The organism is Pseudomonas sp. FSO-7, assembly GCF_059579345.1.
This window is the reverse complement of record NZ_CM184193.1, coordinates 1,459,757-1,472,990: the sequence shown is the minus strand read 5'-3', so window position 1 is coordinate 1,472,990 and position 13,234 is coordinate 1,459,757. Positions and strand designations below refer to the sequence as shown.

The following is a 13,234-nucleotide window of genomic DNA, read 5'->3' as shown; positions in this document are numbered from 1 at the left end:
TGGGAGCAAGCTCGCTCCCACAGAGTTTGGTGGTGGGGTATCAATCGTCTGCAGTCGGGTCCAGGTCCGGGAACATCACTTCGGTAAAGCCGAACTTACTGAAATCCGTAATGCGCGACGGGTACAAGCGCCCGATCAGGTGATCACATTCATGCTGCACCACCCGCGCGTGAAAGCCCGACGCGTAACGCACGATCGGATCGCCCTTGGGATCGAAGCCTTCGTAGCGAATGTGCTGGTAGCGATCCACCGCCCCACGCAAGCCTGGCACAGACAGGCAACCTTCGAAGCCCTCTTCCATCTGCGGGCCCAGGGGGGTGATCAGCGGGTTGATCAGGATGGTCTGGGGTACCGCCTCGGCGTCGGGGTAACGCTCGCTGTGCTCGAAACCGAAGATCACCAACTGCAGATCGACGCCGATCTGCGGCGCCGCCAGACCGACACCGCCGACGCTTTCCATGGTCTGGAACATGTCGTCGATCAATTGCCACAATTCTGGGCTGTCGAACATTTCGGCGGGCACCGGCGGGGCGATTCGCAGCAGGCGTTCGTCGCCCATTTTCAGGATGTCACGGATCATGGTCGGGCTTCGTCAGGGTGGGTGTGAGGAATGGAATGGTCGCGGCCCAGGCCCGACACGTGCTGTTTTTCGTGCTCACCCGGGCTCTTTTCGCCCGGGTCCTTGCCCTCGGTGGACATGTGCTCGATCACCGCATTCATCTCCGCGCCGAGCAACAGCACCGCCGAAGAAATGTAGAAGTACAGCAACAGCACAATGATCGCACCGATGCTGCCATACATGGCGTTGTAGTTGGCAAAGGTCTTGACGTAAAACGCGAAACCCAGGGAGGCGATGATCCACACCACCACCGCCAGCACCGACCCCGGCGTGATGAAACGAAACTCCTGCTTGACGTCGGGCATCACGTAATAGATCAGCGCCACGGCCACCATCAGCAAGAACACGATCACCGGCCAGCGCACGATCGTCCAGAGCGTGACGATGAACTCTTCCAAGCCGACCTGGGCTGCAATCCATCCCATCACCTGCGGCCCGAGCACCATCAGCGCCGCAGCGGCCAGCAGCATGCCGGCGATGCCGACGGTGTAGAAGATCGACAGCGGAAAGCGCTTCCAGGCCGGACGACCTTCCACGACGTCATAGGCGGCGTTCATTGCGCTCATCATCAGCCGCACGCCCGCCGAAGCGGTCCACAAGGCAATGACGATACCTACCGACAACAAGCCGCCCTTGGATTGCTGGAGTTGGTCGATCACTGGGTTGACCTGCTCCAGGGCCTGGGGTGGCAGCACCAGCTCCGATTGCAGGCGCAGCCAGGAGAAGAAGTCCGGCAGGTGCAGGAAGCCGATCAACGCGATCAGAAAGAGAATGAACGGAAACAGCGAAAACAGCATCTGGTAGGCCAATGCCGAGGCGTAGGTCGACATCTCGTCGTCGAGAAACTCGGTCACGGTGCGCATCATCACACGATGCAAAGGCAAGCCTTTCAAGGCCGGGAACATCATGTGCGTCTCCTTTCGCCGCAAAAAAGGAAGGTCGCCTGGCGACTCACGGGGTTGCTATCCAAGACAAAAGTAACCTGTTTGGCGACTTTGGAACAATTTCCCCGGAGCAAGTTCGAGCCGACATGAAAACGGCCACCCGTGGATGGCCGTTCCAATCGCTTTTTCAACAGGCCGGTTATGCCTTGTCAACGCCTTTCTTGAGTGCATCCTTGGCCTTGCCCACGGTTTGCTGGGCCTCACCTTTTTTCTCCTGGACCACGCCCTCGGCGCGCATGCGGTCATTGTCGGTGGCCTTGCCGACGCCTTGTTTGATGTTGCCGACGGCTTCGTTGGCAACGCCCTTCACTTTATCGCTTGTGCTACCCATGATGTCTCTCCTGTTAACAACTGTACGAAAAGTCATTACATAAGGGTTGACCGAGGCCGTTTGCGGGGAGTTTCATTTTTTCAGCAGCGCATTTCATCGTCAGATGCAGGTTGCGCTTTATGTTTGCCGATCCACCCCCGAGAATGCCCCACGTATTCAGGCTGCGGCCTGAAGCTCCAATCTCGTAGGAACGTTATGAAACTCGATAAAAAGCAGGCCATCGCCCGCAGAAACCAAGAACTGGGCGGCGCCGTACTGGGCGTCAATAACTGCCACTTCAGCGAATTGAACCGCAACCGCAACATCTTCTGGTTCGATATCCCGGTGGCACGCCTGGCCATCGGTCAGTACGAATGGATCCACCTGCTGCTGCACACGCCGGCCACCGATGAGCTGCTGCACCTGAAGGTGCCGACCGTGTTCCTGCGCGAAAAAATGGAAGGCCTGGAAGTGCGCAACCAAGGCAAACGCAAGGCAGCCCTGAGCCTGGAATTGAGCGCCGACAAGGATTCCTACCTGCAGGATATGCGGCCGGGTGGCACCAACCTGGATTTTGCGCAGTTCAGGTTGTAAGGCTCTCTACACAGGTTAGTGTTGCAGAGGCGCTGTTGTGGCGAGGGAGCTTGCTCCCTCGCCACAAAAGCTGCCACGCCCCAGACATTGCCGCGCAATAAAAAGCCCCGCATCGACGGGGCCTTTTATTGGCTGCGATCTTACTTTTTCAACCCCAGTTTCCTGAGTTCTTCATCCCGCAACTCGCGCCGCAGGATCTTGCCGACGTTGGTGGTCGGCAAGGCATCGCGGAATTCCACGGCCTTGGGCACCTTGTAGCCAGTGACGTTGGCACGCATGTGTTCCATCACCTGTTCCTTGGTCAGCGTGACACCCGGCCGCGCGACGATGAAGATCTTGATCGCCTCGCCAGACTTCTCGTCCGGTATGCCGATGGCCGCGCATTGCAGCACGCCCGGCAGGGTGGCCAGCACATCTTCCAGCTCGTTGGGGTACACGTTGAAACCGGAGATCAGGATCATGTCCTTCTTGCGATCGACGATGCGCATGTAGCCGTCCGGCTGGATCAGCGCAATGTCACCGGTCTTGAGCCAGCCTTCGCTGTCGAGGATCTCGTCAGTGGCTTCCTGGCGCTGCCAGTAGCCCTTCATGACCTGCGGACCTTTCACGCACAACTCGCCGATTTCGCCCAATGGCTGTTCGACGCCCGCGTCATTGATCACCTTGCACAGCGTCGACGGCACGGGAATGCCGATGGTACCGACCTGGATTTTCTGGATCGGGTTGACGGTAGCCACCGGGCTGGTTTCGGTCATGCCATAACCTTCGCAGATCGGGCAGCCGGTCACCGCTTTCCAGCGCTCGGCCGCGGCCAGTTGCAGGGCCATGCCGCCAGACAGGGTGACTTTCAGCGCCGAGAAGTCCAGCTTGCGGAAGGCTTCGTTGTTGCACAGGGCCACGAACAGCGTATTGAGGCCGACAAAACCGCTGAACTTCCACTTCGACAGCTCCTTGACCATCGCCGAAAGGTCGCGCGGGTTGCTGATCAGGATGTTGTGGTTGCCGATCAGCATCATCGCCATGCAATGAAAGGTGAAGGCATAGATGTGGTACAGCGGCAGCGGCGTGATCAGCACCTCACAACCCTCATTGAGGTTGGAGCCCATCAGCGCCTTGCACTGCAGCATGTTCGCCACCAGGTTGCGGTGGCTGAGCATCGCGCCCTTGGCCACGCCGGTGGTGCCGCCGGTGTATTGCAGCACGGCCACATCGTCACTGGTGGGGTTGGCTTCGTTCACCGGCTGGCCGTGGCCTTTGCTCAGCACATCGTTGAACTTGACGGCCTTGGGCAAGTGATAAGCCGGGACCATCTTCTTGACGTACTTGATCACGCTGTTGATCAACAGGCGCTTGAGCGGCGGCAGCAGGTCGGCGACTTCGGTGACGATGACGTGCTTGACACCCGTCTTCGGCACCACGGTTTCGGCCAGGTGCGCCATGTTCGCCAGGCACACCAACGCCTTGGCACCGGAGTCGTTGAACTGGTGTTCCATTTCCCGCGCGGTGTACAACGGGTTGGTGTTGACCACGATCAGCCCGGCACGGATCGCACCGAACACCGCCACCGGGTACTGGAGAACGTTGGGCAGTTGCACGGCGATTCGATCGCCCGGCTGTAAATCGGTATGCTGTTGCAGGTACGCGGCAAACGCCCCGGACAACTCGTAGAGCTCACCGTAGGTGATCGTCTTGCCGAGGTTGCTGAACGCCGGCTTGTTGGCAAAGCGTTGGCAGGACTGCTTCAACACCGCCTGAATATTCGGATACTCGTCTGGATTGATGTCGGCAGCAATCCCAGCTGGGTACTTATCCTTCCAAAAGTCTTCGATCATGGAAGCCCACTCCTCAGCAACGCGAATTCTCACCGCATTTGATGCGATTATTATTGGTGTGTGTTTATTGGTGAATCTGGCTTGAATCAAGGCCGAGAAGTCACAAAAGCGCGCCGAGAGTAGCAGCTTTGCCGAGGGTCGCCTAGAGCCAAAAACAACCCCCACAGTCATAAACATGACTCATGACCATTCAATGGTCATTTTTAGAGTAAAAATTCCAAATCCCGCTAAATCGCTCTGGATACGCAAGAAACTGTGGGAGCGAGCTTGCTCGCGATGGCGGTGTGTCAGCCAATAACTCTGTCACTGATCTACCGCTATCGCGAGCAAGCTCGCTCCCACAGGGTTTCCAGGGTCTTCTCTAATCAGGCGATCTCCCGCAGCTCCCGCCGCAGGATCTTGCCCACCGGTGTCATCGGTAATGAGTCCCGCAACACGATGTGCTTGGGGATCTTGTAGCCAGTGAAGTTCTCCTTGCAGTAGGCCTTGAGTTCTTCAAGGCTGACTCCACTTTCCCGGGCCACCACGAACAACTTCACCGCCTCCCCCGAACGTTCGTCCGGCACGCCGATCACCGCGCAGTTGGCCACCTTGGGGTGGGCCATCACCACGTCTTCGATTTCATTGGGGTACACATTGAAGCCCGAGACGATGATCATGTCCTTCTTGCGGTCGACGATGCGCACAAAGCCGTCCGGGTCGATCACCGCGATATCGCCAGACTTGAACCAGCCCTCGCTGTCCAGCACTTCGGCCGTGGCCTCGGGCTTGTTCCAATAGCCTTTCATGATCTGCGGGCCCTTGATGCACAGCTCGCCACGCTCGCCCAGGGGCTGCTCGACGCCCTCGTCGTCGATCACTTTCATCAGCGTGCCCGGCACCGGCATCCCCACCGTGCCCAGCCGGGATTTGCCGCCATAAGGATTGGCACTCGCCACCGGCGAGGTTTCAGTCAAGCCATACCCCTCGGTGATGCCGCAGCCGGTGATCTGCTGCCAACGCTCGGCGGTGGCCTTGATCAACGCGGTGCCGCCGGAGTTGGTGACCTTGAGGTGGGAAAAATCCAGCGTCTTGAAATCCGGATGGTCCATCAACGCCACGAACAGCGTGTTGAGCCCCAGCAGCAACGAGAAACGCCAGTTCTTCAGTTCCTTGATGAAGCCGCCGATGTCCCGTGGATTGGTGATCAGCACGTTGTGGTTGCCGGTCACCATCATGCACATGCAGTTCGCCGTGAATGCATAGATATGGTACAGCGGCAGTGGCGCGATCATGACCTCCTGGCCTTCGCGCAGCAGCGGCTGGCCGTCATCGCCGAGCTGTCCCAGGCAGGCCCGGGCCTGTTGCATGTTGGCCACCAGGTTGCCGTGGGTCAGCATCGCGCCCTTCGCCAACCCGGTGGTGCCGCCGGTGTATTGCAATACCGCAATATCGTCGAGGCTGACGTTCAGCGGCTTGATGCCCTGGCCGCGTCCCAGGCGCAAGGCGCTCTTGAAGGAAATGGCCTGGGGCAGCGAATAGGCCGGGACCATTTTCTTGACCTTGCTCACCATCGTGTTGACCAGCCAGCCCTTGGCGGTGGGCATCAGGTCGCCCATCTTCGCTTCGATCAGGTACTGCAGGTCCGTATCGGGCAACACCTCCTGGACTTTCTGGCCGAACATGTTCAGGTACACCAGCGCCCGGGCACCGGAGTCCTTGAACTGGTGACGCATTTCCCGCGCGGTATACAGCGGGTTGGTGTTGACCACGATCAGCCCGGCGCGCAAGGCACCGAACACGGCGATCGGGTACTGCAGGACGTTGGGCATCTGCACCGCGATACGATCACCCGGCGCCAGGTCGGTATGGGTTTGCAGGTAACCGGCGAAGGCTGCGCTGTAGCGCTCGAGTTCGGCATAGGTGAGGGTCACCCCCATGTTGCTGAACGCCGGGCGGTCGGCGAATTTCTTGCAGGAACGCTCGAACACCTCGATCACCGACTTGTAGACCCCGAGGTCGACATCCAGGGGCACGCCGGTTGGGCGTTTGTCATTCCAGAAATCAGGCTGCATTGTTTTTGTCCTCTTTACCTGAGCATATCCGGGCCGCGTCTGTATCGCTTGCAGAGGCGGAGCTTCTGGGACACTAGCAGCTATGGCCAATCAGGCAAATATGGCAACCTGCGTCATAGATTGTGTGAATATTCCCGCCTTGTGGTCTGAACAGGCGAGACGCAACGGATGCGCTATACAATGCAGCAACGCTGCGTCTGACTTTGTGCAAAGGAATCGCCATGATCCACCAAACGTTCTGGCTGACCGCGACCGACCACAGCCGCCTGTTCGTCAACCAGTGGCTGCCCGAAACCGCCCCGTTGGCGGTGATCATGCTGGCCCACGGCATGGCCGAACACAGCGGCCGCTACGCCCGCCTGGCCCAGGCGCTGTGCGAGGAAGGCTACGGTGTCTACGCGATGGACCTGCGCGGCCATGGCAAGACCGGCGAGGAAGCGATTCTCGGCCACTTCGCCGACGAGGACGGCTGGGCCAAGGTCGTGGGTGATTTGGCCAGCCTCAACCATCACATCGGCCAGCAACATCCCGATACGCCCATCCTGCTGCTGGGCCACAGCATGGGCAGCTACATCGCCCAAGGTTACCTGCTGCATCACAGCGCCAGCCTGCACGGGGCGATCCTCAGCGGCTCGAACTTCCAACCGGTGGCGCTCTACCGCAGCGCTCGCCTGATCGCCCGCTTCGAACGTCGGCGCCAGGGTGCGACGGGGCGCAGTGCCTTGATCGAGTGGCTGTCGTTCGGCAGTTTCAACAAGAAATTCAAACCCACGCGTACCCCTTTCGACTGGCTCAGCCGTGACCCGGCCGAAGTCGCCAAGTACGTCCACGACCCGCTGTGCGGCTTTCGCTGCACCAATCAACTGTGGGTCGACCTGCTCGGCGGCTTGCAGCAAATCAGCAAAGCGTCCAATCTCGCCCAGATCGATCCGGGCCTGCCCCTGCTGGTGATCGGTGGCGAATGTGATCCGGTGAGCGAAGGCAAGCGTCTGAAGGATCTGGCCGACGCCCTGCGCGACGCCGGCAGCCAGCACCTGCAATTGACGATCTACCCGCAGGCCCGGCACGAATTGTTCAATGAAACCAACCGCGATGAAGTGACCGCTGACGTGCTGGCTTGGATTGCCCAGGCCTTGGACCACAAGCGGCCGCCCCGCAGCGAGTAGGCTTGCAGCGTTTTTCTTTATTCCACAGGATCTGAAACAGATGACCCAGGTTACCAACACCCCTTACGAAGCCCTCGAAATCGGCCAGACCGCCAGCTACAGCAAGACCGTCGAGGAACGCGACATCCAGCTGTTCGCGGCAATGTCGGGCGATCACAACCCGGTGCACCTGGACGCCGAATTCGCGGCGGCGAGCATGTTCAAGGAGCGCATCGCCCACGGCATGTTCAGCGGTGCGCTGATCAGCGCGGCGGTGGCGTGCGAGCTGCCTGGGCCGGGCACGATCTATATCGGCCAGCAGATGAGCTTCCAGAAACCGGTGAAAATCGGCGACACCCTGACCGTGCGCCTGGAAATCCTGGAAAAACTGCCGAAGTTCCGAGTGCGTATCGCCACACGCGTATTCAACCAGCGCGACGAGCTGGTGGTGGACGGCGAAGCCGAAATCCTCGCCCCGCGCAAGCAGCAGACCGTGACTTTGCCGACGCTGCCGGCGATCACTGTCGGCTGATTACCCCCTCTAAAGCGAATGAACTGTGGCGAGCCACTGTGTGGGAGCAAAGCTTGCTCGCGATGCAGGCGCCTCGGTTCCCTGAGAGACCGAGTCATCTTCATCGCGGGCAAGCCTTGCTCCCACATTTATGGTTGGTCTTCGCGCACCTGCACGCTCGCCGTCATCCCGGCGCTCAGGTTCACGCCCTCCGGCACCTTGTCCAACTTGATCCGCACCGGGATCCGCTGGGCCAGGCGCACCCAGTTGAAGGTCGGCTCCACCTCCGCCAGCAACTGCGCATCGGGGTTGGTGTTGCGGTCGGTAATGCCGCGGCTGATGCTTTCGACATGCCCCTCCAGCGCATGGCCGGCACTCATCAGCCAGACCTTGACCGGATCGCCCACACGAATCCTGGGCAATTTGGTTTCTTCGAAATAGGCCTGCACATAGAACGTCGAGTCGTCGATCAGCGCCATCACCGGCTGCCCGGCATTCACGTAGTTGCCTTCGGCCAGGCGCAAGTTGGTGATGTGGCCGCTGCGCGGGGCCAGGACCTGGCTGCGGGCCAGGTTGAGCTCGGCGACCTTGGCCTCGGCCTGGGCTTCGCGCAGTTCGCCGCGGGCGATGCCGGCGTTGATCTGGGCGTTTTCCCGCAGTTCGGCACTGATGGCCTGGGGCCCCAGGGCGGCGCGGCGACTGGCTTCGTGTTCGCGCAGACTCAGTTGCTGCTGGCGTGTCTGGACCACGGCCCGGGCCTTCTCCACCGCCGCCTCGAAACGCTCGCGGTCGATGCTCAGCAATAGATCGCCGGCCTTGACCTGCTGGTTATCCACCGCCTTGAGCTCACGCACCCAGCCCGACACGTCGGGTGCAATCACCACCACGTCGGCGCGGATCCGCGCATCGCGGGTCCAGGGCGTGAGCATGTAGTACTGCCACAGGTGAAAGCCGGCGAAGATCGCCACGGCCACCATGCACAGCGTGACGGCGACACGTACGGAGGTACGCATGTTCAACTCCTATAGCGGCCCGAGGACCACGGTAATGACAGTCAGGACACAGACATACAGGGCGCAGTCGAACAAGGCTTCATGCCAGATCCACCGCCCGGCCGGCACCAGGCTGAGCAACAGGCGCAGCGCGCCGGTCACCAGCAGCGCCAGCACCACATAAATCAGGAACGGGCTGAGCAACACCCCGCCCATCGACCACTCACGCAAGCCCATGGCTGTGCTCCCGTCGTTCAGGTTCGTGCTGGCTGCACCAGGCGCGCCAACTGTTTTGCAATTGCACCACCGCGCCCTGGGCCAGCTTCAGGGCGTCGCTGGGCGGCTGGGTCGACAACACATTCAGGAACTCGGCGCTCGCCGGGGCCAGCGCATCGGCCTGGCCGCCGGCCGGACCGCGCTCGAGCACCTGCTCCAGCGCTTCGAAATAACGTCGCTGCGCCCGGGTATCGGGCACTTGGGCGACGGCCAGGCTCAGGCGCAAATGCAACAGCTCATCGCCCATGTCCAGGCCAAGCAAACCATCATCCCAACGGCTACGCGCCTGCACCGGCAGTTCAGGGTAATGCCTGGCCAGCTGCAACAGCCGGTCGGCCATGCGCCCGCCGAACCAACTCTCGGCCCCCTGCAGGCGGCGATGGGTCAGGCGCACCAGGTCGTGAAGGGTCGCGGCCAGCAGGCGGCGGCTGTGCCAGGCCGGATTGCGCAGAATCAGCAGATTGAAGGCCAGCACCGCCGCGCCCACGCCAATCATCATGGCCTGGGCGTTGTTGAAGAACGCCGCGACGTCGTACTTCATGGTGTTGAGTGGCGATATCAGCACCACGAAATGCAGGCAGAACGACGTCGCCGTGGCGAAGATCTGCGGCTTGGCCATGCCCAATGCCCCGAAAAACAACGGCACGCCCATGGCCAGGCACAGCATCGCGAAACTGCTCCACTGCGGGAGTATGAGCTCGCCGATCACGAACGCCGTCGGCACGGCCAAAAAGATGCCCCGCAGAAAACTCATACCGATCTGCGCGCCGTTTTCGCGACTGGCGAACAGGCTGCACACCACGCACGTCAGTAGCATCGCGCCCGATGCGGCGGGCCAGGCGGTCGCCAGCCAGAAACAGGCAACGACCAGGAACGCCAGGGCGCTGCGAGCGCCGAAGACCATAGCCAGGGACAAGTCGCGATGGGGCGTCAAGGTTCGGGGTGGATCCGCCGCCTCCCTGCCCTCCTGCACCGCCGTCAAGGCTGCGCAGGCGGCCAGGGCGGTATCGAGCAACAAGGCGAACCGCGCCAGGCAGTAACTTTGCGCCGCGCTGATCTGCGGGTCGTGGGACGCATCCCATACCCGGGGACGCAAGGCTTGCAGGGTCGCACTGTCGGCGTCGAGGGCTTGCCGCACCTCGTTCATCCACGGCTGGAGCGCCACAGTTTCCTCGGGGTCGAGCTGTTTCCACTGCCGGCGCACCGAGCGCGAAAGCCGCAGCAACATCAGCAACTTCTGGCTCAAGCCGCTGATAGCCCGAGCGCGCTGTCGACCCCGGCTGCCTTCGAACCAGGCATGTTCGCGCTGGGCATCCACCGCGACGATCCTGCCCAGGATTTCCAGCAACCCCTTACGGGCCTGGGCATCGCCCGCCAGGGTCGCACGGGCTGCCTGCATGCCACTCTGCCAGGCAGCCAGGGCCTGACCAGCCAGTTGCCGCTCGACCCGCAACGGCCAGAGCAAGGCACTGGCCGCCGTGGCGCAGACGATGCCCAGGCTGATCTCGGTGCAGCGTGCCACCGCTTGATCAAACACCCCCAGCGGATGGGAAAGGGCTGGCAGGGCAATGATCGCCACCGTGTAGCCGGCCAACACGAATGAATACGACCAGGCACTGCGCAACAGCGTCGAACAGGCCGTGCACAGGCCCAGCCAGAGCGCCAGGGCCAGCAGGAACAACCAGGGCGCCTGGGCAAACAGGCCCATGAACACCACCGACATGACGGTGCCCACCAACGTGCCGACCAATCGCGCCAACCCTTTCTGCACCACCATCCCGGACAGTGGCTGGGCGACGATGATCGCCGTCATCAGCGCCCATGACGGCTGCTCCAACCCCCAGCGCAGCGCCAGCCACAACGCCAGCCCGGCGCCAAGCACGGTCTTGATGGCGAACTGCAAAGCGAGGCGGTCGGGGGCGAACAAGGCCTGGAAGGTAATGGGCACGCGAAAAACTCTTTGGGGGACGCCAGTAACAATAGATGCAATGCGGGGGGATAGGCGATGCAATTATTAGCTAGCTACCTATTAGAGTCCAGAGCTGATTATTGATGGATTTAACAAACACTGTTTCTGTCTGGCGCTGAGTTGAAATGCCTCGACCTGACCTTGTGGCGAGGGGATTTATCCCCGCTGGGCTGCACAGCAGCCCCAGTCCCTCTGTATCACTGCGCGGTGTCAGCCCGAACACAGGGGGTTGCTTCGCAACCCAGCGGGGATAAATCCCCTCGCCACAACAGTGTTCACCTTCAATCTGAGTCGCCCCCAATCGGCATAGGGGACGGCCTTCATAGGCCGTTCCCCTGCCACACCACCCGGCATGCGGGTCCGCACCGGGCGGTTCGAGAGATTGAGGTCAGGAGAGACGCGGTAAACCCAAGCTGTCGAACCAGGCGATACTCAGCACACGGTTCAGCTCATACCGGCTGTTGCTCCACCAACGGCGAGCATTCCCCGCGATCTTCCTCGCGACTTCCACACTCGCCCCCAGTGCCCGCAACGCCCGGTAGGTCGTCGTTCCGCGCTTCCATTGCTTGAGCTGGATTGCTCGTAATCGGTGCCGTATCCATTCGTCCAGCTCGCGCCAGACGGCTGGGGTTTGCGACAGTCCGAAATAAGCTTTCCAACCCAGAATGTAAGGGCGCAGATCATCGACGATCTGCTGCAAACTACGGCCACATGAGCGTCGGGTGTGCCAGCGTATTCGCTGCTTGAACTGCTTTTGCGCTTTAAATGAGACGGCTCGCTTGGCTTCGCCCTGAGAGGCCCAGAAGGCGTATCCCAGAAACTTGCGACCGAACGCACTCGTCACCGCACTCTTGCTCTCGTTGACGCTCAAGTGCAGCTTTTCATACAGACACTTGAGCAAGGACATCACTCGCTGCCCGGCCTTCTGACTGCGAACGTACACATTCGCATCATCGGCATAGCGCACAAAACTATGACCTCGGCGTTCAAGCTCTCGATCCACTTCGTCCAGCAGCACGTTCGCCAGCAACGGCGACAGCGGGCCGCCTTGCGGCGTCCCCAGGCGGCTTTTCTCGACCACGCCATTGATCAGCGTTCCCGCATCCAGATACGCACGGATCAGGCGAATGACCGCCTGATCTGCTATCCGTTTGCGTAAGCGATCCATCAAGATGTCGTGGTCGACCCGGTCGAAGAACTTCTCCAGATCAACATCCACTACCACCTTGAGCCCCGCAGACACATGGCGCTGAGCCGCCAGGATGGCGTCCTGCGCACTGCGCCCCGGACGAAAGCCGTAGCTGTGTTCACTGAAGGTTGGATCGAGCAGTGGTTGCAGGACTTGCAGCAGCGCTTGTTGAATCAACCGGTCGGTGACCGTTGGAATGCCTAACTCGCGTTCACCGCCGTCAGGCTTGGGAATGACCACGCGCCGTACCGGACTGGGCCGGTAGACGCCTGAAAGAAGCTGTTCGCAGATCACAGGCCATCGGGACTGCAAAAGTTTGGCGGTCTGTTCAATGTCCAAACCGTCGACTCCAGCAGCTCCTTTGTTGGCCCTGACTCGTCTCCAAGCCCGTTTCAGGTTCGCTCTCGCAAAGGCCCGTTCCAGCAGCCCTTGCCCTGCGTTGTAGGATTCATCTTGCGGGCAATTGACCTCGTCGCTGATGGAGGCACTCACGGCTTCACCGCTCGCGTCCCTCCCATCCGCCCCGCGTTTGGCAGGCATCTGACTTCCGGTCTTTCGCATCAACATGGCCTATGACGCTTTCTCTCGTTCGGCCCTTCGTCAAAAAAGAAAAAAAGACTACTACGGCCTCTGCTGACTTCTCGCTCCGGTTTGCACCGTCGCCCTTTCAGGCATAAGGCGAGATCTCCCCAGGTAAGAACGCAATCCTTCACCGCACAGCCGCCGGATCTACGCAGCCGCCCTTTGACCACAAGAGTTTCGCGGTTTTTGGCCCGCTCACCCTGGTCGGCTTCGCCTT

The 13,234-nt window shown here is 60.9% G+C and carries 12 protein-coding genes; 3 read left to right on the top strand and 9 right to left on the bottom strand.

Features of this window, described 5'->3' with window-relative positions; all coding sequences use genetic code 11:
* Window positions 1-40 precede the first annotated feature (40 nt).
* From def to AC515T_RS06370, 3 genes are all read right to left on the bottom strand, one after another.
* Window positions 41-580, bottom strand: coding sequence for a peptide deformylase (gene def, locus AC515T_RS06380; protein ID WP_496531835.1), 540 nt, complete (start codon window positions 578-580; stop codon window positions 41-43).
* Window positions 577-1,527, bottom strand: coding sequence for a YihY/virulence factor BrkB family protein (locus AC515T_RS06375; protein ID WP_496531834.1), 951 nt, complete (start codon window positions 1,525-1,527; stop codon window positions 577-579). Before AC515T_RS06375 ends, def begins: the two co-directional genes overlap by 4 nt.
* Window positions 1,528-1,702: 175 nt before the next feature.
* Window positions 1,703-1,894 carry a CsbD family protein gene (locus tag AC515T_RS06370; protein ID WP_212797252.1) on the bottom strand — a complete coding sequence of 64 codons (192 nt, stop codon included), beginning with the start codon at window positions 1,892-1,894 and terminating at the stop codon, window positions 1,703-1,705.
* Between the two features lie 195 nt (window positions 1,895-2,089).
* Here AC515T_RS06370 and AC515T_RS06365 point away from each other — a divergent pair, with 195 nt between their 5' ends.
* The gene (locus tag AC515T_RS06365) at window positions 2,090-2,467 is read left to right on the top strand and encodes a hypothetical protein (RefSeq protein ID WP_030139341.1); all 378 of its coding nucleotides are present in this window, start codon (window positions 2,090-2,092) and stop codon (window positions 2,465-2,467) included.
* A gap of 140 nt (window positions 2,468-2,607) precedes the next feature.
* On the opposite strand, the gene fadD1 is transcribed toward AC515T_RS06365, so the two are convergent.
* Together fadD1 and fadD2 are read right to left on the bottom strand one after the other, a co-directional pair.
* On the bottom strand, window positions 2,608-4,299 hold the full coding sequence (fadD1, locus tag AC515T_RS06360; RefSeq protein ID WP_305470038.1) for a long-chain-fatty-acid--CoA ligase FadD1: 1,692 nt from the start codon (window positions 4,297-4,299) through the stop codon (window positions 2,608-2,610).
* Window positions 4,300-4,664: 365 nt separating this feature from the next.
* Entirely contained in the window at window positions 4,665-6,353 is a 1,689-nt protein-coding gene (gene fadD2 / locus AC515T_RS06355; RefSeq protein WP_496531833.1) for a long-chain-fatty-acid--CoA ligase FadD2, read from the bottom strand.
* Window positions 6,354-6,574: 221 nt separating this feature from the next.
* Here fadD2 and AC515T_RS06350 point away from each other — a divergent pair, with 221 nt between their 5' ends.
* Window positions 6,575-7,519: an alpha/beta hydrolase gene (locus AC515T_RS06350; protein ID WP_496531832.1), complete on the top strand. Its 945-nt coding sequence runs from the start codon at window positions 6,575-6,577 to the stop codon at window positions 7,517-7,519.
* 40 nt (window positions 7,520-7,559) lie between these two features.
* Entirely contained in the window at window positions 7,560-8,030 is a 471-nt protein-coding gene (locus tag AC515T_RS06345; RefSeq protein ID WP_014336929.1) for a MaoC family dehydratase, read from the top strand.
* A gap of 128 nt (window positions 8,031-8,158) precedes the next feature.
* Here AC515T_RS06345 and AC515T_RS06340 read toward each other — a convergent pair whose 3' ends face one another.
* From AC515T_RS06340 to ltrA, 4 genes are all read right to left on the bottom strand, one after another.
* Entirely contained in the window at window positions 8,159-9,022 is an 864-nt protein-coding gene (locus AC515T_RS06340; RefSeq protein WP_305482889.1) for an efflux RND transporter periplasmic adaptor subunit, read from the bottom strand.
* Between the two features lie 9 nt (window positions 9,023-9,031).
* The gene (locus AC515T_RS06335) at window positions 9,032-9,238 is read right to left on the bottom strand and encodes a DUF1656 domain-containing protein (RefSeq protein ID WP_053119123.1); all 207 of its coding nucleotides are present in this window, start codon (window positions 9,236-9,238) and stop codon (window positions 9,032-9,034) included.
* On the bottom strand, window positions 9,225-11,225 hold the full coding sequence (locus AC515T_RS06330; RefSeq protein ID WP_496531831.1) for an FUSC family protein: 2,001 nt from the start codon (window positions 11,223-11,225) through the stop codon (window positions 9,225-9,227). The genes AC515T_RS06335 and AC515T_RS06330 overlap by 14 nt, the downstream gene beginning before the upstream one ends.
* Window positions 11,226-11,634: 409 nt before the next feature.
* A complete protein-coding gene (ltrA, locus tag AC515T_RS06325; RefSeq protein WP_496529475.1) occupies window positions 11,635-13,002 on the bottom strand; it encodes a group II intron reverse transcriptase/maturase in 1,368 nt (455 codons plus the stop codon).
* Window positions 13,003-13,234 lie beyond the last annotated feature (232 nt).

Coding starts and splice junctions, on each gene's coding strand:
- AC515T_RS06365 (WP_030139341.1), top strand. CDS start 2,090: ATGAAACTCGATAAAAAGCAGGCCATCGCCCGCAGAAACCAAGAACTG.
- ltrA (WP_496529475.1), bottom strand. CDS start 13,002: ATGTTGATGCGAAAGACCGGAAGTCAGATGCCTGCCAAACGCGGGGCG.
- AC515T_RS06350 (WP_496531832.1), top strand. CDS start 6,575: ATGATCCACCAAACGTTCTGGCTGACCGCGACCGACCACAGCCGCCTG.
- AC515T_RS06340 (WP_305482889.1), bottom strand. CDS start 9,022: ATGCGTACCTCCGTACGTGTCGCCGTCACGCTGTGCATGGTGGCCGTG.
- fadD2 (WP_496531833.1), bottom strand. CDS start 6,353: ATGCAGCCTGATTTCTGGAATGACAAACGCCCAACCGGCGTGCCCCTG.
- AC515T_RS06335 (WP_053119123.1), bottom strand. CDS start 9,238: ATGGGCTTGCGTGAGTGGTCGATGGGCGGGGTGTTGCTCAGCCCGTTC.
- AC515T_RS06375 (WP_496531834.1), bottom strand. CDS start 1,527: ATGATGTTCCCGGCCTTGAAAGGCTTGCCTTTGCATCGTGTGATGATG.
- fadD1 (WP_305470038.1), bottom strand. CDS start 4,299: ATGATCGAAGACTTTTGGAAGGATAAGTACCCAGCTGGGATTGCTGCC.
- AC515T_RS06370 (WP_212797252.1), bottom strand. CDS start 1,894: ATGGGTAGCACAAGCGATAAAGTGAAGGGCGTTGCCAACGAAGCCGTC.
- def (WP_496531835.1), bottom strand. CDS start 580: ATGATCCGTGACATCCTGAAAATGGGCGACGAACGCCTGCTGCGAATC.
- AC515T_RS06345 (WP_014336929.1), top strand. CDS start 7,560: ATGACCCAGGTTACCAACACCCCTTACGAAGCCCTCGAAATCGGCCAG.